Raw genomic sequence first — 21,837 nt, forward strand, 5'->3', positions numbered from 1 at the left:
AACTTCATGATTTAACTTAATATCCAGGGTTTTGGCTATATAACCCACCAGTAAAATCAATTTCTCTTTGCGGTATAGGGTAATATTCATCACGACCAGCTGTAAACTGAGCATTGGCAAGGAAATCTTTTCTAGTTTTCTCAACCGCTAAATAGGCATTAAGAACAGGTTCCGCCATTCCCCATCTAACTAAATCAAAAAATCTAGGACCCTCCATACCAAACTCTAATCGTCTTTCAAACATTAAAGCTTTAAAAGCATCTTGCTGAGACATTCCCAAGGAATACATTCCCACATTATATAAATCTGATGCTCCTGCATCTATTTGCCTTTGTGTACTGGCTGCAGCTCGAGTTCTAATTTGATTAATTATATCTAAACCTTGATCCACTTGGCCCATTTGGATTAAGGCTTCTGCTTTAAATAAAAGCACATCGGCATATCTAATAAATTCTATGTTTCTAGATGTCCCTACAAACGGTCCTTCCTTTACATAACAGGAACAATCTGGCGCTTGCTGCTCTTTCATATTTCCAAAATAGCCATAAACACCCGGGTCTCTTGCCCAACTAAATTTATAGATCATATCACCAGAACTAGCAACAGTATTACGATATTTAAATGGACGACCAGGAATCCCAACTGTGTGATCGATTCTAGGGTCTAAAGTTATGCCTGCAGCCAAAGGAGTTTCTCCATTATCATTAACCACATCAAATATATTGCTGTCATTAAACGTATCTAATAATGGTAACCCATCACCATTGGTCTTAAAAGCATTTACCATATTGTGACTTGCTAAGTGGAATCCACAACACCCATACAAGCCAGTACCATGTGGTGAATTTAATCCAGTTACAAAGCTCACTCTCCCAACGGTAGTACCATCATTAATTGAAAACTGTGCTGCCCAAATAGATTCTGGACCATTATCGAAACCATCAAGAAAATTATTTCCGTAATCATATTCTAATGAACCAGTTACCTCATTTGCAAAATCTATTACCTCCTGTAAGCGAGACATATTAATATTGGTGACTTGGTGTGTATCGTCTTGCTCATATGCTTGATACAAACGTAGTTTTGCTAAATATGCTGCTGCTGCATTTCTATCGGCTCTACCTACTTCATCTTGAGCCTGTGGCAAATTATTATATGCAAATAAGAAATCGTCTGCTATCGTATCCCATAACACATCATTATCCACAACATTTGAAATCTCTAAAATTTCATCCTGTGTTAAACCTTCAGTGATGTAGGGAATCTTTTTAAATAATAATTTCAAAACAAAATGAGAATGTGCCCTTAAAAATCTAAGTTCGGCTTGTCTTATTGTTTTATCTGCATAATCTGCATCTGGAATCTGATTAATTACATCTAAAGCAAAATTTGCTCTAGAAATAGCTGCATAATAGTTTGTCCAGGTTCTTGGTGCCATCCAATCCAGTGGATCATCAGCAATTGTTAAATTGTATTGCTCGTATCTATCTACTACATCTACATCACCACGTCCCCCCCCGCCTTTATAGGCATCATCTGAACGTACACTTCCATAAACCCACATACTGGTTAATGGCCCAACCATATCATCATTAGCAATTCCAGCATAAGCTGCAACTACTAGGGCTTCTGCATTTTCTGCTGTTGCTACATTTTCGCTAGATAACACTCCTTCCGGTTCGTAATCTAAAAAATCTTTGGAACAGGCCAGCAATACAAATGCCGCCATAATCCCTATTACTAAAGTTTTTATATTTTTCATGTTTGCCATTTTTAAAAGTTAATGTTAAGTCCTAATGAAAGTACTGTTGGTACCGGAATTCTATTCACATCTGTACGTTCCGGATCTGAACCTATGTAATCGCTTGGAGTAAACCAGAATAGGTTTTCTCCTTGAAAATAAATTCTAAGGCTTGACATTCCTGCCCATTGATTTACAAGATCTTCTGGAAGTGAATATCCAAATTGAAGATTTCTTAATTTGAAATAAGAGTTCTTTCTGTATAAATAATCAGAAGTTCTTAAATCATTAAATGCAAGGGATAAAGACGGAATAGTTGCGCCTGTGTTTTCTGGTGTCCAGGCATCTAACACTCCAAGTCCAGCATTTTCTCTTCCTTGTACAAAATTATTCCAAAAGATGTAAGGATCTTGCCCAATTCTTCCTGCTACACCAGAGCCAAACATTGACAGGTCAAAATTCTTGTATCCCAAATCAATTCTAATACCGTACTCCAGGTCTGGTAAGGTTGTCCCAATAAAATCTCTATCTTCTGCTCCAATACTTCCATTACCATCTAAATCTTGAAATTTTAATCCCCCTGGTCGTGCTCCTACTTGTGTTGGGCTAGAATCTACATCTGCCTGACTTTGAAATAGGCCTGCTGTTTTATAACCAAAAATGGAAAACTGGGAATGACCGATGATTGAATTGTCTACAGTTCCAGGAAAAGCCGAAACAACTTCTGCAGGTAATTCGGTAATCTCATCTTTAAATGAACCAAAAGTAGTTGCTACTGTAAATGAAAAATCTTCACTTAAAGTTTTAGAATAATTTAAGGCTAATTCCCAACCTTTTGTTTCGGTAGTTGCTCCATTTAATGTCCGAAGTTGACCTTCACCTATTGCCGATGCAATTGGAGGTACTGTTAAGATGTCTGAAGTTTCCCTCGTAAAATAATCAAAAGAACCAACCAAGGCATTTTCAAATAATGTAAAGTCTAAACCAAGGTTAATTTCTTTAGTAGTCTCCCATTTCAATCCTGAATTGGCAGCTTGAATGGATACAAAACCAGAAGGTAAATTACCTGTATTTATTCCATTTAAATCGTAAGCGGTACCAACATTATAAAAGGTATTAAAGAAGAAAGTGTCTCCTGTTGCCTGTAATTGGTTTTGTCCATATCTTGATTCAAACAAACCAAAACGTGCCACATCTCCAATAGACTGGTTCCCTACTTCTCCATAACCTGCTCTAAATTTTAAAGAATTTACGATGTCATTTTCTTTCCAAAATTCTTCATTGTTAATCCTCCAACCTACAGTTGCAGCGGGAAAAACACCATATCTGTTTTCTGGACCAAATCTTGAAGACCCATCACGACGTATGGTAACCGATGCTAAATATTTGTTTTCGAAACCATAATTAATTTTACCAAATTGAGATAATAATCGGCTTCCCGTTGAAGAACCTGTATTCGTTTTAGCTCCAGTTGCGGCATCCAATTGAAAGAAGTCTTCTGTTTCCACAGCAAAACCATCGGCTTGGGCATTAACACTTTCAAAATCATCTTTAATGGCTTCTGTTCCTAATAAAATATCAATTTTATGTTTATCATCAAGCTCCAACTGATAGTTTAAAGTATTGGTAAATATTAAACTGGTGAACTTATTTGTGTTTTGGATAAGTCTATTGTTAGCCCTGGTTATAAATCCATTATTAACTCTAGTGTCTATATCCTTTCTTTTGAAATCACTAAAATCCAAACCTAAACTTGTTCTAAAGGTTAGATTTTCTATAATATCAAACTCTCCCCAAACATTACCAAATATGGTTGTTCTATCTGTATTGTCCCAACGATTTATATATTGAATTAAAACGGGATTATTTCTATCGGAATACCCAGCACCTAAAGGACCTGCAAAGTTTCCGTTAGCATCATATACCGGTAAGGTTGGCGCTAAAGAAATAGCTAAGCCAGGCGTTGGTGCACTACCAACATCAGGAGAAGCCAATGTTTCATCAGATGTGTACATTTGCGTATTCACCCCAACTCTTAATCTATTCTCAAACAAACTGAAGTTGGAATTTAACTTTGCAGAAATCCTTTCGTAACCTGTGTTTTTTAAAATTCCTGTATTTCTTAAATGTCCAAGATTGATTAAATGAAAAGAGTTATCTGTACCTCCAGAAACAGATATTTCATTGTTATATACATAACCAGTTTCATATGTTTCATCTTGCCAATCTGTATCACCTGCAGGAACATTAGGATCGCCACCTACAAATGGTTGCACAGAAACACTATTTAAAACAGGGTTGTTAAAATCTTCATTCCAGTCGAAATTATAAATTTCACCATATCCGCCATTTGGATCTGCCCCATCGTTAACTGAAGCTTGCCATAATGCTTCTCCTCTTTGGACTGCATTAAGCATGTCATAGCGCTGTTGTTTTTCAGAAAGCACAGAGACATTCGAATTTATGCTAATTTGAAACTTTTCACCCCCAAAAGCTTTTGCTCTATTTTTGGTGGTAACGATAATTACCCCATTACCAGCACGAGCACCATAAAGTGACGAAGCTGATGCATCTTTAAGCACTTGAATTGATTCTATTGCACTTGGATTTATACTTGAAAAAACCTCTTGTCTTACAGTAGGAACACCATCAATAACATACAATGGATCATTATTTCCCAAGGTAGTAGCACCACGAATTAAGACTCTACTTCCGGAGCCAGTTGGATCCCCGGATTTTTCAATAAATACACCAGGAACTCTACCTTGCAATCCTTGAATGGCACTACCCGAACTCATACTGGCACCTTCAATTGGCGCAAGATCTACAACGGTAATCGCTCCGGTTACATCCACCTTTCTTTCTCTGGAATAACCGGTTACAATAATTTCTTCCAGCGAAGCGGCATCCACCTGCATTACAACGTCTACTATGGAACGTCCATTAATTTGTACTTCTTGAGATTTATATCCTACATAGCTAAAAATAAGCGTAGCATTTGGACCTACCTCATTCAATACATAATTTCCATCAAAATCTGTAGCGGCACCCTGAGTTGCTGCACCAGATACAAATACGGATACACCAGTTAAAGGCATACCATCCTCTTGGGAGGTCACAGTACCTTTAACCTGTGCTCCTGCCCAAAAGCTCATTAAAGCAAATACGGGCAAAAAAAATAGTTGGCTCAATTTCATAATTTGTATAGTTAGTTAAAATTTAGTTCGTTAATTTCAATTTTGCTGAGAATAAATTCCTGGGCCTTAGGTTTTATACTTAATTTTTCAAATGGCGCATTCGGAAAAAATATTTCCGTCATTACAGTTTCACCATTATCAAAGAATATTTCAATAGATGTTTTATCTATAATAATAGTCCCTGATAAGTCTTTATTAAGAGAGGTTCGTGGAGCTGTAGAAATACGATCGGCAAATTTTTCTGAAAAATCTATTTTTCCAGATTTTCTTCTATCTACAAAAAAGTTTTTATCGTTGTGGTTGTATCCAAATGCTAAGGAATCACCTTGCTTATTGGTTAGATTGAAGGTGAAGCCTTCATCTATTAAATTCGAAATATTAAATTTAATTTCAACTCTAGCTAAATCGATTGCGCCAGAATCTATAAGTTTGGTGTCACCCTTAATAGTAATATTTGCTTTTTTATATTTTGTGCTTCTGTAGCTGGCAAGCTCTTTTACAGGATTAAATAATAACCTATACCCATTATCGCCTTTTTGAAGCTGTACTTCTCTAGCGATAGTCATTGCACTTCTCCAGGCTTCAGTTGGTACTTTTTGAGCATAATCCCAATTAGACATCCAACCTAGCATGAGTTTGCTCCCGTCCTTTCTAGTTGCATTAGACCATGTAACACCTGCATAATTATCTCTCCCAAAATCTATCCAGTAATTATGTTTTTTATTTAATGATGTTTCAAATTCCTTGTCCATAGTAAAGGTGGTGCCATCAAAATCTCCAATAAAATATTGGGTAGCACTACCACCATTTGGACCTCCCGGGTTAATACTTACAAAAAGCACCCATTTAGATTCATTTGTTCCTAAGACTGGTAGTTTAAATAAATCTGGACATTCCCAAACTCCACCATGCCCCCCGATGCCTTGTCCAAAATCTGAAAGTAAATTCCATTTTTTTAAATCTTTAGAATCATAAAACATTATTTTATCACCGGCCGCGAGTACCATGACCCATTTATTTCGCTCTTCATCCCATGTTACTTTTGGGTCTCTAAAATCTTTTATTTTATCGTTGTCTATAACCGGATTATTCTCATATTTAATAAAGGTTTTGCCTTCATCCTGGCTATATGCTATACTTTGTGTTTGTTTCCAATTATCATCACCTTCTAATTGTTTTGAGCTGGTATATATAGCAACTATAGGTGCAGCTTTGCTTGCTGCTCCAAAACCTGAGGTATTGCCAATATCAACTACCGCACTTCCTGAAAAAATTGTTCCTAATTCATCTGGGTAGAGGGCTATGGGTTGCTCAACCCAGGAAATCATATCTGTGCTTATAGCGTGCCCCCAATGCATCGGGCCCCAAACATTACTGTCTGGATGATACTGAAAGTATAAATGGTAATATCCATTATAATAGAACATACCATTAGGGTCGTTCATCCAAGCTTTCTTTGGTGTAAAATGAAAGTTGGGTCGATATAGTTCTTCTTCTGAATAAGACACATTAACTGATTCTTCATCATTTTGATTGTTTTGGCTTTTATTACCCTTGCATCCAATAAGGAAGGATAAAACCAACAACATTAAAATTAGATTTGCTTTTTTAAAAATTTTCATATTGTTTATCTTACTTAATTAATTTTTTACTCAATTCCTCTAGGGTTACCCCCTTGGTCTCGGGCATCATAAATATTACAAATAGTAATTGGAAGCCCATCATAACTGCAAAGAATAAAAAGACCATCCCTGCACCTATGCTAGAAAATAATACAGGGACTAAAGATGGTATAACAGCTGCCAATATCCAATGTACTGAACTACCAAATGATTGTCCAGAGCTCCTTAAATGATTGGGGAAAATTTCAGAAATAAACACCCATATTACGGTACCCTGTCCTATGGCATGTGAGGCAATGAACATAAATAAAAATATAGGCATGGAGCTTCCATCCCAATTCAAAAAGAATGATGCTGAAACCAATGAAAGGGAAACGATATAACCGAATGAACATATGTACATAAGTTGTTTTCTTCCTAATCTATCTATTAAATAAATACCTAATAGAGTGAAAAGCAAGTTTGTGACACCCACTCCTATACTGCTTAAGAGCGCTGTGCTTTCAGCAAGACCTGCTTCTGCTAAAATTCTAGGAGCATAATACAGCAATGCATTGATTCCTGATAGTTGATTAAAAAATGCTATTAGAAATGCAAGAATTAATGGATACCTATACTTCTTTAGAAATATGTTTTCATTAGGCACAGTGTTTTCCATTTCATCCTTTATTTCCATCATTAACTTTTCTGGATCTTGACCAGGATTGATAATTTGAAGCACACTTCTAGCTTCGCTATTTCTAAACTTAGTTAATAGCCATCTTGGGCTTTTTGGAACTGTTAATACAAAGATTGTATAAATAGCTGCTGGAATAGCTTCAACACCTACCATCCATCTCCAGGCATTTTCTCCTATGTTATTAAGAAGGTAATTGGAAAGAAAAGCAACAAGAATACCAAATACTATATTAAATTGATACAAACCAACCAGTTTCCCCCGGTCTTTTGCAGGTGCTATTTCTGAGATATATGCAGGTGCTGCAACAGTCGATGCACCAACTCCCAGGCCTCCAATAAATCTAAATATTGCAAAAGTTATTGGATCATTGGATAAAGCAGATCCTACAGCAGAAATAGTGTATAAAACACCTATCCAAAATAAGGTGTTTTTACGCCCTATTCTATTAGTTGGAATTCCACCAAAAAAAGCTCCTATTACCGTTCCCCATAATGCCATTCCTATAACTATAATGCCGTGGAACATATCTGAAGAACCCCATAATAATTGCAAATCCTTCTCTGCGCCAGATATCACTACCGTATCGAATCCAAATAAGAAGCCTGCAAGTGCTGCAGTAATAGCCCAGATTAGTATTTTTTTGTTCATGTTATAAAGTATCTAGTTTTAACATTTATAATTTACTTTTTAAGCCTAAACTAGTATTATAGATTTGTACTAAAAGATTATAGAATTGTTAAGTAGTTGTTAATCAATAGTTAAGTATTTTATTTTCAATAATTTAAAAAATAAAGAATTTTATAAAAAACGTTGTAGTTTAAAATTGTTACATGTTTTGTTTAAAATTGTTTCACAGAGTAGGTGCTTCAATTTGAAGATTTGATAATTAGAAGGGTATTTATTTAGGCAACTGAAAAATAAATAGGCATAAAACAACTATTAAGTAAAAAAAACAGTAGAAACTTTCGAAAATAGTAGGTAAAAATGCCTGTAGTTTTAAATTTATTTCTGCCTAAAAGCTTTGGGTGATTTTTTAAATTTCCCTTTAAAACTGGTAGAGAAATAGTTGGGAGAGGAGAACCCTGTTTCGTAAGCAATTTCAGAAATTGTCAATTGTGTTTCCAGTAAAAGTGATTTCGCCCTTTCTAAACGTATATTTTGAATATAATCACTGATGGTAACTCCTAAAATAGCCTTAGTTTTTCGGTATAATTGCACTCTGGATAAATTTAACTCGCTTGCTAAATTTTCTACCGAGAATTTGGAATTATCTAAATTATCGTTAATGATTTTATTGATTTTGGATAAAAAATCTTGATCGAATAATCCAAAACTGTTATCTGTACTTATTTTATGGATGTTGTTTATAAAATAATACCGAAGCTTTTCACGATTATAAATCACCGTTTTAACAGATTGTGAAAGTACGGCAAAACTAAAGGGTTTGGTTAAATATAGATCTGCACCAGATTGCAAGCCTTTTACATAAGATTCTTTATTGGTTAAAGCAGTGAGCATAATAATTGGTATATGGGACGTTCTTAGATCTTTCTTTAGAATTTCGCAAATTTCAAAACCACTTTTATCTGTGAGATTAATGTCACAAACAATGACATCTGGAATCAATTCCAGGGCTTTTTCAATAGCATCGGACCCATCAGACAAATAAACTTCATACTCTCCAATTAATTTATTTTTTAAAAATTTAATTAATTCTTGATGATCTTCAATTATAAGAATGGAATAACGTTCTTCATCTGATTTTACATCGATTTCATTAAACCCGACTTCTTCATAATCGAAGTTAAAATTTATAATGGAACGATCAATAATATCTGGTTCATAAACAATGTCGTCATTATTTAAATGAGAAGTCCCTTTATAAAGTGTAATTGTAAATTCTGTACCATGAATACTATTTACTTCTATTGTCCCTTTGTGCATCTCTACAAACTCCCGTGATAAATGTAAGCCGATACCTGAACCCGCTTTATTATTATTTGAACCTTGAAAAAATGCCTTAAACACCTCTGATGAATCTTTCTTTGGTATACCAATGCCGCTATCCTTGAATACTACTTTTACGAAATTACTCTCAGGGTCATTTTTAATTTCGATACTTATCGTCCCATTATCTGGTGTAAATTTAAATGCATTAGACAATAAATTGAAATACACCTTATCCATTAAATTTCTATCGATATAGATGTCCAAATCTTCGTCATTGGCCTTAATAGTAAAATCAATATTTCGTTTTTGGGCTTCTCTGGCAAAATCCTGAAAAATTCTATTTGAAAATGTAAAGAAGTTGGTTTTTGAAGCTTTTAGAATAAATTTTCGGTCTTCAATTTTTCTAAAGTCAAGTAACTGATTGATCAATCTTAGCAATCGTTTGGAATTATTAAAAATCAAGCCTATTTCGGTTAAAATTTTATTATCTTTTATGGCCTTGTTTTCGCTTAAAGATTCAATAGAAGATAATATAAGGGTAATTGGTGTTTTAAACTCATGTGATAAACCCGTGAAAAAATTCACTTTGGCATCATTGCTTATTTTTACTTCCTCGGCTATTGTTTTGATTTGGTTACGCTGAATAGTGATTTTCTTGTTCTGTAGTTCTAATTCCCGCTTTTTCTTCCTTATGTTATATGCAGAATAAATACTGTAGGTAGCTAAAAGCAAACTAGTAATTAATAAACCTAAAAGAAGCTTTAATCTGTTACCTTGAGTTGAATACGTTTTATCTTGTAGTTGAATTTTATCTTGTTGCTTTTCTATATCATTTTGTTGTTGCGTAATTTTATCAAACTGATTTTTTAAAATATTAGCATTTCTTGAATCTATAACCGTAGTTCCGAGTATATTTTTTTTAGCTACAGTTTCACCATTAAGTATTTTCACAGCGAGTTTGATAGCTTCCTCTCCGCCAGTTGGATATAATATGGTTGCCATAAAAACCTGGTCTTGAACATGTTTAATTCCTCCATTTGGTCCATTTAAACCATCCACACCAATTATTTTTATCGACTTTTCGAGCCCTTTTTCTTTTAGAACTTCCCATGCCCCTAAAGCCATTCTATCATTATGTGCAAATATGTAATCGACATTCTTAATGCTATCCAAAATTTTAGATAACTTATTTTTTATTGAATAACTTTCCCAATTTCCTTGGATTCTATTGACTACACTTAAAGTAGGAATATCGTTAATAATATTATTAAATCCATAGCTACGTTCCGAAGCAGGCGAGGATCCCAATAGTCCTTTAATTTCAATAATATTTTTAGGTTCAGTAGTAAGTGAAGCCAAATAATTTGCAGCATTTGTTCCAACTTGATAATTATCTGCACCTAAGTAGGCCGTATAATTTTCTCCATTGATTTTTCTGTCAACTATTATAACCGGGATGCCTTTTTTAAATGCTTTTTCTACTATAGGTGTTATAGGCATTGCTTGTACCGGAGAGACAATCAAAACATCCACATTTTCCTTTATTAGCCCTTCGATATCTTTAATTTGGTCATTAACATCATCCTGCCCATCTAGAATTTTCAATTGGATTTCTGGGTAAAAGGCCGTTTGAATTTTCATGGCTTGATTCATGGATTTGCGCCACTCATCGTTAACACCAGTTTGAGAAAAACCTATCGTATATTTTTTGGTTTCAGAAGTTTTTGAACACCCAAAAATAAAAATCAGATATATAAGAGTAATTGGCTTTAAAATATTGGACATACGAATCTCCATAATTTATTAAAGTATTGGCAGTTTTCTAAATTAGAAATTTTTAAATGAAATCTGTGTCTATTTTTAGAATATTACAAAGGCCTAAATAATGTTAAAGATTCAATTATAATTATTCTAGGTTATCAATCAAATTGCTGATGGCTGGTTTAGACCGAGCATAAATGAGTTCAAGAATAGACAATAAAAGCAGAAATTTGAGAATAATATATCTGGAAAAACTTTAAAAAAACCATAGAATCTAAAAGCCAAAGATGGTATGAACGACTGTACAGGTGTAAGCTCCTAAATTTATCAATTCAATATATCCAAGAAAAGGCTTTCCGCAATCTGAAGTAAAACCTTCTATGTGGGAATCAACAATAATGAAATGTTGGATAAAAATGTGAAGGGCACCTGAAAGCGTCGGGGCAACCTGTAACCCTTAAAAATCGGGTAGGAGAAACGGGATTAGTTCCCGTTTCGACCTCTCACACCACCGTACGTACGGTTCTCGTATACCGCCGTTCCTTGCTTTGGCACCCTTTGGATGTGCAGATGTTGTTTTCAGTTATCCCGTTGGGTAATGCTCACTCTCTCCAACATTTCAGATTCCGTCCTAACCTGTTCGCTTGAAAGGAGTCCCTGATGGGGCATCTGAACAAAACTTCCCTTTAGGCAACATTCATTTACTGTTCTGCTGCAAGGTTTGGCCCTTCGTTATCATGGGGGACCTCCACACTCTTCTGCGCAGCTCGTTCCAGATAGCTCTTATTGCCTCGGCTGACTTCTCACGGCAATTGTTATCCATGTTTCATACTCCGTTTCCACATTTCCGTGACTTCGCCCGTGCGGGGCCGTGGTAAAACCAATAACTTTCGTTCCATGTACCCGCACCATTTACACGACAATGCCCGTGTAGCTTTTGGACTTTGGTTTGTGTTGCAACCTTATCCGCATTGCATATGCCTGATGATGTTCGTGTTCCTCGGGTCGAAACTTTGCCGCCGGCTTCCTTCACATTCCACCTCAAGATGGACACCCTTGCCTTGAGCTAATGGTAGGTAACTACAAACCCCCATAACGGACTTGCTCCGTCTAGTTATTCGCCATGCACGCCACACAACAACAAAAGACCTCACATTTCTGTGAAGTCTTTCTCTGATAAATAACGGGAAAGCCCTGGAACATCGGGGAAAATCAGTAATCTTCGGGTTATGTATCGACTAAATATCTACAGTTCTGTTTCCAGCAAATCAAGACTTCAAAACAGCAGTATCACCTATTTTCTGCTTAATATTTTATCGAGGAGGAAAACCTATTATTTAAATAACCATATAGCTGTAAAAATGAAGTTTATTCTATTTCTGCAAACCTTACAACTTTTATTGACATTGACTGAGACCACAAACGGGAAATTAAAAACACATTTTTTGATAGAACTGACAAAAGTCATAAAACCCCTGCTCAATCATGCTTAATTTTGCAGCGAGATGGATACTTAAATGTTTATATGATTATGAAAGATTCCTTGGTTACAAAATACAATGTTCCCGGACCTCGATATACCAGTTACCCTACGGTTCCTTATTGGGACAATGCCACTTTCAGTTTAATTAAATGGAAAGAAACTTTGCGTAAAAGCTTTCGGGAAAGCAATAAAACTGAAGGGATCAGCCTGTATATTCATTTGCCGTTCTGTGAATCGCTGTGCACGTTTTGCGGATGCAATAAACGTATAACCAAAAATCATACTGTAGAAATGCCCTATATAGAGGCATTGCTAAAAGAGCTAGGGATGTACAAGGATTTTTTTGGGGAGCGCCCAAGAATCCAGCAGTTGCATTTTGGGGGTGGCACGCCCACATTTTTTTCTTCAGAAAATTTAAGCAGCTTGCTAAAAGGAATTTTCAGGATTGCAGATAAGACCGAAGATCATGAATTTAGTTTTGAAGGACACCCCAATAATACCACCAAAGAACATTTAGAAAAATTACGCTCTTTTGGGTTTAAAAGGGTGTCTTATGGGGTGCAGGATTATAATGAAACAGTACAAAAGGCAATCCACAGGATCCAACCCTTTGAAAATGTAAAAAATGCAACAACAAACGCCCGCGATGCTGGCTACACTTCTGTTGGCCACGATATTATTTTCGGTTTGCCTTTCCAGTCCCTTCAACACATAAAATATACCATCGAAAAAACCATAGAGTTACTACCGGACCGTATCGCATTTTACAGTTATGCACACGTGCCATGGATAAAGGGAAATGGGCAACGCGGTTATCGTGATGAGGACCTCCCAAAGGCAGGGGAAAAACGCGAACAATATGAAATGGGCAAGCAAATGCTTTTGGAAGCTGGTTACGTCGAAATAGGGATGGACCATTTTGCTTTAAAAACAGATGATTTATACCGGGCACAGCAAGAGAAGGAACTGCACCGTAATTTTATGGGGTATACTTCCTCCAAAACACAAGTAATGTTGGGATTAGGAGTATCTTCTATAAGTGATAGCTGGTACAGTTTTGCCCAAAATGTTAAAGGAATTTCAGAATATTATCATCTTTTGGAGAATGATATCCTGCCAATCTATCGTGGCCATATTCTAACCGATGAAGACCTAATAATAAGGAAACATATCCTAAACCTAATGTGCAACTTTAAAACCTCATGGAACAACAAAAGTGAATATTTTGAGGAGCTTCCAGAGGTCATCGATAAATTGAAGGAATTGAAAAATGATGGTTTGATCGAGTTGGGCGATAAAACGATCCTAGTTACCGAAAAGGGGAAAACTTTCGTCCGCAATATCTGCCTCCCGTTTGACTTGCGATTGCAACGTAAAAATCCCGAAACAAAACTTTTTTCAATGACTGTTTAGTATAATCTCCCCTGATGGAAGGGGAAATATCACTTCGATATTTCTCCTTTTTTTATTCTGAAACACAAGTACTTACCTCGCTAAATTCTTGCTATCCGCATTTTTTCTGTTAACCTTGATTCGACTTAAAATTTTTTGTGAATCAAATAGCTATGTTTTTAAATGCCGAATGCTGTCATTTTGAATGAAGAATGAGGAGGGATCCCTTGTTGAAAGATACAACTCCTTTTAGTTTTTTCGGCTTCTCCCGAAAGCTGCCAAAATTATTTCAGCATCCCAGTACATCTGGAGGAGACCCTGAAACAGGCCCGCCTGCCGGACAGGAAGGTTAACTTTGACGTATTTCTAAGATTTTGGAAACCTCCCTCAAAATTATGGAGAAGTCAATAAAGACCTGTGTGAGTTTTAAGATTATTCATCTTTTTGTTATGCTTTCCTCTCGCTTCACTCGTCGGAAGCAAAAAAACTAACCAAAAAAAAAGAAGTTCTTGATACCATAAATCGGCAAGGAACCATCATCATACGTAAATTTCCTGCGTTAGATGATTTTTACAACACGGGTTTAGGGTAACGAGATGATCTGGCATCTTGCTGGACAAAAAACAGATTTACATAAATTATTCTTATAAATCCCCGTCTTGTTTCTTTTTGTCGCTGTTCATCATATTATAAACAACAAGCACGAGTATAACACAAACCACTGCGAAGACACCAATAATAATGGTTCCCAATCCCCAATTTACCAAGGGCAAAAAAACTGCTTTCATATTCTTGTATTTTTATATTTTTAATGACAATTATAATTGGCTGAAACTTCTTGTTGCGCCACCATTTTACTGGGCGACACATACGGAATTCCCAAGCCCAAGCCCCGCAGGATAAACAAAAGCCCTATTGTGATTACAAATACAGGGATCATTTTTACAATACGTTGCTTTGCTTTTCCTTTTAAAAAATTTCCCAAATAGATTGCGCCGGTCATAAGTGGTACCGTCCCTAATCCAAATGCGAACATATACAAACCGCCTTGCCAAGCGCCGCCCATTGTTAAGGCTCCAAAAACTGCCATATACACCAAACCGCATGGAAGAAGCCCGTTTAAAAAACCTATGGTGAAAAAGGCATCGGGTGTTTTCTTTTTCAATTGGGCACCTAAAACATTTTTTAACTTCCCCACCCCTTTATAGATTGGTTTTGAACCATTGAACCGACTAAATATTTTTGATGGTAAAACAATTGCTAATATCATAAGTAGGCCAATAAGGATTGACAGCTGCTGCTGAAGCCCAAAAAGGTTCAACCGTCCACTTATGGATCCAAAAATAAAACCTATCAACGAATAAGTAAGTAACCGCCCAAGATGGTAGCTTGCCAATTGAAATGCTTTTTTAACATTGTTTTTTCTGTCGACCGGTAAAAGGAAAGCTATGGGGCCACACATTCCCACACAGTGAAAACTGCCCAAAAGGCCAAATATGAGCGCCGTCCAAATCATTTAGTAGGTTATGGATTTTTTATACCGAAACCGCTTGTGATTATATTCCCAATCTACCGTAATGTTCCAACGACCGTCCAACAAACGTTTGTTAGGTATGAGCAAATGGGAATTTGACATTTCAATGGGAAAGTCGAAATCCAGTTGTTTATTGGACGGTCTATATAGGAACACTTTTCCTGAAATTTTTTCTGGTTCATATTCATTTGGAAATTGCAATAGGTATCCTTCCTTAGTATGAACGCCAATTATTTGTGTGGTCATCGCGGCGCTGTTTTGCTGCGCGTCGATATTGTCCTGCAATTCCATTTCTTTTTTATAATATTCTTCAGTAACCAGATCATAACTGTATTTTTTATCTGTGCTCATTGTTATCACGAAAAAAAGAATGAAACTTATAAACAACAGCATCCCAATCACCAAACCTGTACCCCAATTCATTTTCATAATTCGTTCTTTTAAATATTGATTTCTTGCACCCTACCATCCCCACAATTTTACTTGATCGGGGTTTATCGTCTTCGCCTTACCCCATTGTTGCATATATAACGTGAGTCTGCATAACGGATTTTTTCTTTTTGTCTTTTCTTATAATCTTGGCAACAATTTTTATCAGCTTTTTTTTATTCCTTTTTAATTATAGCTTCGAGGGCCTAAAAATGCCGTGGTGGTTGTTTCAATAAGTTTGTCCTTGCTGTACACTCCTATTTCTACCCTATCCTTATCACCACTCAACGCACTGCCATTTATTTCGATAAAAAGTGTCCCTTTTGAAAGGCCTTGTCCTGGCAAATCAAACTCATCGTGCGAAACCAATTTTATAGTTCCCTTGTGAGAGAGGAGTTTAAATTGAATTCCTTTAATTTCCTGAGAGGTTTTGTTTATCAATTTAAAAGTATAAACATTACTTATAATATTGTTCTCCTTGTGTTCATAAAGCTGCCCTGGCAACCGCAGGATATTTGCCTCTACGTTATTCCGAAGAAAAAGCATTCCAACCAATACCATCGTTAATATGCCCAATACCGCCGTGTATCCTTTAAGACGGGCGGTAAATTTGAATTTTGTCTTTTTCTCAATATTCTCTTCGCTTGTAAAGCGGATAAGTCCCTTTGGAAGATCTACAGCCTCCATTATACTGTCACACTCATCTATACAGGCTGTACAGTTTATACATTCCAATTGGGTTCCATTACGAATATCGATACCTGTAGGACATACGTTCACACATTGAAAACAATCTATACAATCGCCTTTCCCAGATAATTGACGGTCTTCATTCTTTTTGAATTTTGCCCGCCCTTCTTCCTTTTCGCCGCGTTTGTGATCGTATGCCACAACTATGGATTTATTGTCCAACAAGACGCCCTGCAATCTCCCGTAAGGGCAAGCGATGATGCATACCTGCTCCCTAAACCATGCAAAAATGAAATAGAACACACCTGTAAAAATAAGGAGGGAAACAAGTGTGTTCCAATGTTGTTCCGGACCATCGAGAATGTAACGTATCAATCTATCACTACCTATTAGGTATGCCAAAAAAATATTGGCCACCAAAAATGAAATCACAAAAAATAGGAACCATTTAAACGTTCTCTTTTTTATTTTTTCAGCATTCCATGGCATTTTATCCAAGCGTATTTGTTTGCCCCGATCTCCATCTATCCAATATTCGATCCTACGAAATACCATTTCCATAAAAATGGTCTGCGGGCAGATCCAACCACAAAACACGCGCCCAAAAGCCACCGTAAACAGTACTAAAAACACAACCCCTATGAGCATGATTATTACGAACAAATGAAAGTCCTGTGGCCAAAACGGAAATCCAAAAATATTGAAACGCCTTTCCAATATATTGAACATAAGGAACTGGTTTCCATTTACCTTAATAAAAGGTGCAGAAAACAAGAACGCCAAAAGAACATAGCTCACATACTTGCGATACTCGTACAATTTACCTGATGGCTTTTTAGGAAATACCCAAGCCCGCTTTCCTTCATCGTTAAGCGTGCCAATGGTGTCCCTAAAATTATCTTTACCTTGCTCTGCCATACTACTGTGTCCCTACTATCTATTTACTGCTAAATTGTTCAATTTTAAATAACATCAATCCCGCAATGGATTTGCCTTTTGTTTTTGCTTCTTCAGCAATTGGGCCCTCGAAATGTGCATCGATGGTACCCGACCATAAAAACAACCATTGATCAAAATGGACTTTGTTTATTTCGGTGTTTTTGCTCAATTCCATATGTTTTTGTATCGGGTTGCCCTTAAAACTCATTTTTCCCAGCAAAAGGGTTTCCCAAAAACTATACATTTTAGGGAGGTGTTTGTCCCAATCTACTTTAGCCACATCATTAAAAATATAACCTATGGTTGGATCTTCCTTCACCTGCATATAAAATGAATCGACCAGTAGCTGGATGTCCTCTCTTGTTGAAATATCTTTTTTCATTGTAAAATCCGCTTTTAATCCCCATCCCAATAATAATTTACCCTACTGAATGCAAAACAAACAATTAGTCCAAGACCAATACTGATTTTTATTTGTATAATACATTGAATACTGTCCTACCCATACCAAGGGTTCATTTGTAAGGGCATGTCCTACCCATCCCACAACTTAAGAATACTGTTGTTTTTGATAGTAAAACCCCCTTCTCCTTTCATAACCACTAGCATTGCCGTCCTAGAGGCTGTATGTGCTGTTGGCGTAGCTTCTTTTTTTTGAACCGATTGCTAAAATTTGCCTGCTACCATTATTAATTGCTTTTTTTTACGGGTGGATTGTTCTTTTTAAAACTATTTATACCATCCTTTATAATCACAAAGAATATAAATTCTGAAAAGCACTTATTTAGTAAGGGCCAAATCTATACCAACAGACACGTTCACCCCAATTACACTAAGTCAATTTATGGTTTCCCCTCCCTCTATATTGGAATTATCATCTACCCAAATATCTCCTTCGGGATCCTTTGGATCTGCTGGATTGGTTCCTTGCAGGCTCAACACATAACTTGCTACTTGTGCAATCTCTATGGGTTTGAGTTCTGATTTCCAAGGAACCATTCCTTTTCCTGCACGTCCCCCTTCAGAAATGGTATTAAATACATTTTTAATACCACCTCCCAAAATCCAATATTCATCCGTTAGGTTGGGGCCAATACCTCCGGCACCACTCGCTTGATGGCATGCCACACAACTAGCAGAATAAATAGACTTTCCCGCATTTAGATCGCTGGCATCGGTAAGAAGCTCCACCGTATTGGGATCTACTAAATCTTTTGCTGTCTTTTTGTATTCCTCAATCTCTGCCTGTGCTTCGGCAACTGCTATTTTATATTCCGTTTCTTGGTCAATACCATCAAAAATGTGGTAGCGGGCCATATATACAACGGCAAAAATGATGGTAGCATAAAAGCCATATACCCACCATGGCGGAAGATCATTATCGAGTTCCCTAATGCCATCATAGCTATGGTCGAGGATAATTTCCCCTTCTTCTTCCATAGGCTTACCACCCAATAATTTTATATAGGTTTCCTTAAACCACTTAAATTGATTTGCCTTGGCAAGAACTTGTTTTTCTTCGTATCGTTCTTTCTCTTCTGCCTTTAATGTTCTAAACAATAAGGCTCGCAATCCTTCGATACATATTTCACTGGCAATATAGATAAGGATTACTACTCCATAAATTGCCCATAACCATGGATATTCAACGAATACCGAAGTTTCTCCGGTAGATCCCAAGAAATAGATAAATAGATAGCCAAATAGTGCAAAGGCAGCGATTCTTATAAATGATGCGGTACTTCTCATAGCTCCTGGTGGTTTAGATCATTTTCTAATGGAATATTGCTCACTTCTTCTATATGCTTTTTTTTGGCGGTGAAAACCCACCAGAATAAAGCTGTAAAAAAGATGAAAAATATGAGCAGTGATATGATGGGATATATTGCCACTCCATCGATGTTTTCAAGGTTTTGTTTTATGAATCTTAACATACTATTCAGATTTTGAAACGGTTATTTCCTCCTTTGTTTTAATCTTTATATCGGTCCCCAAGCGTTGTAGGTAAGCAATAAGTGCAACTACTTCCCGGTTGCGCATTTCTACAAAGTGCTCGCCGTTATCTTTTGCATATTTCTTATCTGCTTCATAAGTTTTTGCAAAATCTGGATCGTTATAAAGATTCTTCTCTATTTGAGTTCCCTGTTCCGTCATCCATTGCTGGGCATTGGCTATTTCTTCTTCAGTATAAGGAACGCCCAATGCAAGCATGGCTTCCATTTTTGCCTCTGTCAAATCTTTATCCAATTCGTTCGAAATAAGCCATTTATATGAGGGCATTATGGAACCCGAAGATGTACTCTGTGGATCGTAAAAATGATTTAAGTGCCAATTATCGGAGTATTTCCCGCCAACACGAAATAAATCTGGTCCTGTACGCTTGCTTCCCCATAAAAAAGGATGGTCATACACATATTCTCCAGATTTGGAATATTCACCATAGCGTTCTACCTCACTTCGAAAAGGGCGTATCATTTGTGAATGGCAGGATACACAACCCTCACGAATGTATATATCCCTTCCCTGCAATTCTAATGGTGTATAAGGCTTTACAGTTGAAATAACGGGCACATAATCATCTACCATTAGCGAAGGTATAATCTGAACAATTCCACCAATAAGGATAGCGATGGTCGCAAAAATGGTTAGTTTCACAGGGCGACGTTCCAGCCAGGTGTGATAGCCCTCCTTGGCAGTTCGCTTTTTGGTCACTTTTTGCAGTGGTGCAGCTTCCGCAAGTTCATCGGTAACCTTGCTGCCATTTCGTACTGTTTTAACAACATTGTAGAGCATTACAAAAGAACCAATTATATACAGGGTCCCTCCAATTGCACGCATCCAGTACATTGGAATGATCTCTACCAAGGTTTCCACGAAGTTGCCATAGGTAAGTGTTCCATCTGGGTTGAATTGCTTCCACATAGATGCTTGCACGAATCCCGCAACATACATAGGCAAGGTGTACACAATGATACCCAGCGTTCCTATCCAAAAATGCACATTGGCCAGTTTAGTGGACCAAAGTGTGGTTTTAAACAATCTTGGAACCAACCAATATATCATTCCAAATGTCAAAAATCCGTTCCAGGCCAATGCACCCACGTGAACATGCGCAATAATCCAATCGCTAAAGTGAGCTATGGCATTTACATTTTTAAGTGAAAGCATGGGCCCTTCAAAAGTTGCCATTCCATATCCTGTAATTGCAACCACCATAAATTTAAGAACCGGGTCTGTTCGCACCTTGTCCCAAGCTCCACGAAGGGTCAATAATCCATTTATCATTCCACCCCAAGAAGGTGCAAGCAACATTATGGAAAAGGCAACCCCCAAATTCTGCGCCCAATCTGGCAAGGAGGTATATAATAAGTGGTGGGGCCCTGCCCAAATATAAATAAAGATAAGCGACCAAAAGTGTACAATGGAAAGCCGATAGGAATAAACCGGCCTATTTGCTGCCTTGGGAACAAAATAATACATAAGCCCTAAAAATGGCGTGGTCAAGAAAAATGCCACGGCATTATGGCCGTACCACCACTGAACCAACGCATCTTGAACTCCTGCATATACCGAATAACTTTTTAAAGCACTAACCGGCAATTCGATGCTGTTTACAATATGTAGCACTGCAACCGTTACAAATGTTGCCAAGTAAAACCAAATAGCCACATATAAGTGCCGCTGTCTCCTCTTTAGGATGGCACCTATCAAGTTGGCACCAAATGCTACCCAAACCAATGCAATAGCAATATCAAATGGCCACTCCAGTTCTGCATATTCTTTAGAGGTCGTATATCCCAAGGGAAGGGTGATCGCAGCGCCTATTATAATGGCTTGCCATCCCCAAAAATTGAAATTACTTAACCAATCTTTCCACATACGGGCCTTAAGCAATCGTTGCGAGGAATAGTATACCCCTGCGAAAATCGCATTTCCCACGAAAGCAAAAATAACGGCATTGGTATGCAATGGCCTTAAACGGCCAAAACTCAACCAAGGAATACCATCTGTAAGGTTAGGGAACAAAAAAAGAAAAGCGAGCAGCAAACCCACGGTCATCCCGATAAGTCCCCAAAATATGGTGGCATTGATAAACTTTTTTACGATTTTATTATCGTAATAGAACTGTTCTACTTGCATAGTTAATTTAATTTCGGATTATGGTTATTCGTGTTTGGCGTAGCGGGTTTCTTGGTCGCCGGTTTTTTGTCCTTGACGAGTTCATCATCAAAAAGCATGCGTACAGAAGGTGTATAGGTGTCGTCATACTGCCCATTTTTTACCGAAAGAACAAAAGCTGCAAAAAACACAACGGCAACAATAACGCTTATTGCGAGAAGCATATAAATAATACTCATACCTACCTAAATTTGATTGTAAAATTAATGGTGCCCATTTTCTTAAAAGATGATATAAATCA

Annotated in this window: 15 protein-coding genes; 1 reads left to right on the forward strand and 14 read right to left on the reverse strand. The window is 37.0% G+C overall.

Annotation, left to right across the window (positions count from 1 at the left end; genetic code table 11):
- Positions 1–16 precede the first annotated feature (16 nt).
- The 5 genes from JM83_RS02200 to JM83_RS02220 form a co-directional block, all read right to left on the reverse strand.
- Positions 17–1,762, reverse strand: coding sequence for a RagB/SusD family nutrient uptake outer membrane protein (locus tag JM83_RS02200; RefSeq protein WP_144958950.1), 1,746 nt, complete (start codon positions 1,760–1,762; stop codon positions 17–19).
- An 11-nt stretch (positions 1,763–1,773) separates the two neighbouring features.
- Complete coding sequence (locus JM83_RS02205) at positions 1,774–4,938, reverse strand: SusC/RagA family TonB-linked outer membrane protein (protein ID WP_144958952.1); 3,165 nt, start codon at positions 4,936–4,938, stop codon at positions 1,774–1,776.
- 11 nt (positions 4,939–4,949) lie between these two features.
- A complete protein-coding gene (locus JM83_RS02210; RefSeq protein WP_144958954.1) occupies positions 4,950–6,560 on the reverse strand; it encodes a glycoside hydrolase family 32 protein in 1,611 nt (536 codons plus the stop codon).
- Positions 6,561–6,570: 10 nt separating this feature from the next.
- Complete coding sequence (locus JM83_RS02215; RefSeq protein ID WP_144958956.1) at positions 6,571–7,887, reverse strand: sugar porter family MFS transporter; 1,317 nt, start codon at positions 7,885–7,887, stop codon at positions 6,571–6,573.
- 354 nt (positions 7,888–8,241) lie between these two features.
- Positions 8,242–10,986 carry a substrate-binding domain-containing protein gene (locus JM83_RS02220; RefSeq protein ID WP_261376310.1) on the reverse strand — a complete coding sequence of 915 codons (2,745 nt, stop codon included), beginning with the start codon at positions 10,984–10,986 and terminating at the stop codon, positions 8,242–8,244.
- A 1,495-nt stretch (positions 10,987–12,481) separates the two neighbouring features.
- Here JM83_RS02220 and hemN point away from each other — a divergent pair.
- A complete protein-coding gene (gene hemN / locus JM83_RS02230; protein ID WP_144958958.1) occupies positions 12,482–13,846 on the forward strand; it encodes an oxygen-independent coproporphyrinogen III oxidase in 1,365 nt (454 codons plus the stop codon).
- 623 nt (positions 13,847–14,469) lie between these two features.
- Here the strand turns inward: hemN and JM83_RS19065 are convergent.
- The 9 genes from JM83_RS19065 to ccoS form a co-directional block, all read right to left on the reverse strand.
- Complete coding sequence (locus JM83_RS19065; protein ID WP_186434936.1) at positions 14,470–14,613, reverse strand: hypothetical protein; 144 nt, start codon at positions 14,611–14,613, stop codon at positions 14,470–14,472.
- Between the two features lie 20 nt (positions 14,614–14,633).
- The gene (locus tag JM83_RS02235; protein WP_144958960.1) at positions 14,634–15,341 is read right to left on the reverse strand and encodes a sulfite exporter TauE/SafE family protein; all 708 of its coding nucleotides are present in this window, start codon (positions 15,339–15,341) and stop codon (positions 14,634–14,636) included.
- A complete protein-coding gene (locus tag JM83_RS02240; RefSeq protein ID WP_144958962.1) occupies positions 15,342–15,788 on the reverse strand; it encodes a FixH family protein in 447 nt (148 codons plus the stop codon). It lies immediately after the preceding gene.
- Positions 15,789–15,974: 186 nt separating this feature from the next.
- Positions 15,975–17,396: a cytochrome c oxidase accessory protein CcoG gene (ccoG, locus tag JM83_RS02245; protein WP_144958964.1), complete on the reverse strand. Its 1,422-nt coding sequence runs from the start codon at positions 17,394–17,396 to the stop codon at positions 15,975–15,977.
- Positions 17,397–17,415: 19 nt separating this feature from the next.
- Positions 17,416–17,799: a group III truncated hemoglobin gene (locus tag JM83_RS02250; RefSeq protein WP_144958965.1), complete on the reverse strand. Its 384-nt coding sequence runs from the start codon at positions 17,797–17,799 to the stop codon at positions 17,416–17,418.
- A gap of 455 nt (positions 17,800–18,254) precedes the next feature.
- Positions 18,255–19,166 (reverse strand): cbb3-type cytochrome c oxidase N-terminal domain-containing protein, encoded by a 912-nt coding sequence (locus tag JM83_RS02255; protein WP_144958967.1) that lies wholly within the window; start codon positions 19,164–19,166, stop codon positions 18,255–18,257.
- Entirely contained in the window at positions 19,163–19,351 is a 189-nt protein-coding gene (locus JM83_RS02260) for a cbb3-type cytochrome c oxidase subunit 3 (protein WP_144958969.1), read from the reverse strand. The genes JM83_RS02255 and JM83_RS02260 overlap by 4 nt, the downstream gene beginning before the upstream one ends.
- Before the next feature lies 1 nt (position 19,352).
- Entirely contained in the window at positions 19,353–21,557 is a 2,205-nt protein-coding gene (gene ccoN, locus JM83_RS02265) for a cytochrome-c oxidase, cbb3-type subunit I (protein ID WP_144958971.1), read from the reverse strand.
- A gap of 2 nt (positions 21,558–21,559) precedes the next feature.
- On the reverse strand, positions 21,560–21,775 hold the full coding sequence (gene ccoS / locus JM83_RS02270) for a cbb3-type cytochrome oxidase assembly protein CcoS (protein ID WP_144958973.1): 216 nt from the start codon (positions 21,773–21,775) through the stop codon (positions 21,560–21,562).
- Positions 21,776–21,837: the final 62 nt, after the last annotated feature.

This window comes from Gillisia sp. Hel_I_86 (genome assembly GCF_007827275.1).
Lineage (GTDB): Bacteria > Bacteroidota > Bacteroidia > Flavobacteriales > Flavobacteriaceae > Gillisia.

Excerpts from the sequence above, each read along its gene's own strand:
- ccoG (WP_144958964.1), bottom strand. The coding sequence starts at position 17,396 with ATGGCAGAGCAAGGTAAAGATAATTTTAGGGACACCATTGGCACGCTT.
- JM83_RS02260 (WP_144958969.1), bottom strand. The coding sequence starts at position 19,351 with ATGTTAAGATTCATAAAACAAAACCTTGAAAACATCGATGGAGTGGCA.
- ccoN (WP_144958971.1), bottom strand. The coding sequence starts at position 21,557 with ATGCAAGTAGAACAGTTCTATTACGATAATAAAATCGTAAAAAAGTTT.
- JM83_RS19065 (WP_186434936.1), bottom strand. The coding sequence starts at position 14,613 with ATGAAAGCAGTTTTTTTGCCCTTGGTAAATTGGGGATTGGGAACCATT.
- JM83_RS02205 (WP_144958952.1), bottom strand. The coding sequence starts at position 4,938 with ATGAAATTGAGCCAACTATTTTTTTTGCCCGTATTTGCTTTAATGAGC.
- JM83_RS02235 (WP_144958960.1), bottom strand. The coding sequence starts at position 15,341 with ATGATTTGGACGGCGCTCATATTTGGCCTTTTGGGCAGTTTTCACTGT.
- ccoS (WP_144958973.1), bottom strand. The coding sequence starts at position 21,775 with ATGAGTATTATTTATATGCTTCTCGCAATAAGCGTTATTGTTGCCGTT.
- hemN (WP_144958958.1), top strand. The coding sequence starts at position 12,482 with ATGAAAGATTCCTTGGTTACAAAATACAATGTTCCCGGACCTCGATAT.
- JM83_RS02210 (WP_144958954.1), bottom strand. The coding sequence starts at position 6,560 with ATGAAAATTTTTAAAAAAGCAAATCTAATTTTAATGTTGTTGGTTTTA.
- JM83_RS02220 (WP_261376310.1), bottom strand. The coding sequence starts at position 10,986 with ATGGAGATTCGTATGTCCAATATTTTAAAGCCAATTACTCTTATATAT.
- JM83_RS02250 (WP_144958965.1), bottom strand. The coding sequence starts at position 17,799 with ATGAAAAAAGATATTTCAACAAGAGAGGACATCCAGCTACTGGTCGAT.
- JM83_RS02255 (WP_144958967.1), bottom strand. The coding sequence starts at position 19,166 with ATGAGAAGTACCGCATCATTTATAAGAATCGCTGCCTTTGCACTATTT.
- JM83_RS02240 (WP_144958962.1), bottom strand. The coding sequence starts at position 15,788 with ATGAAAATGAATTGGGGTACAGGTTTGGTGATTGGGATGCTGTTGTTT.
- JM83_RS02200 (WP_144958950.1), bottom strand. The coding sequence starts at position 1,762 with ATGAAAAATATAAAAACTTTAGTAATAGGGATTATGGCGGCATTTGTA.
- JM83_RS02215 (WP_144958956.1), bottom strand. The coding sequence starts at position 7,887 with ATGAACAAAAAAATACTAATCTGGGCTATTACTGCAGCACTTGCAGGC.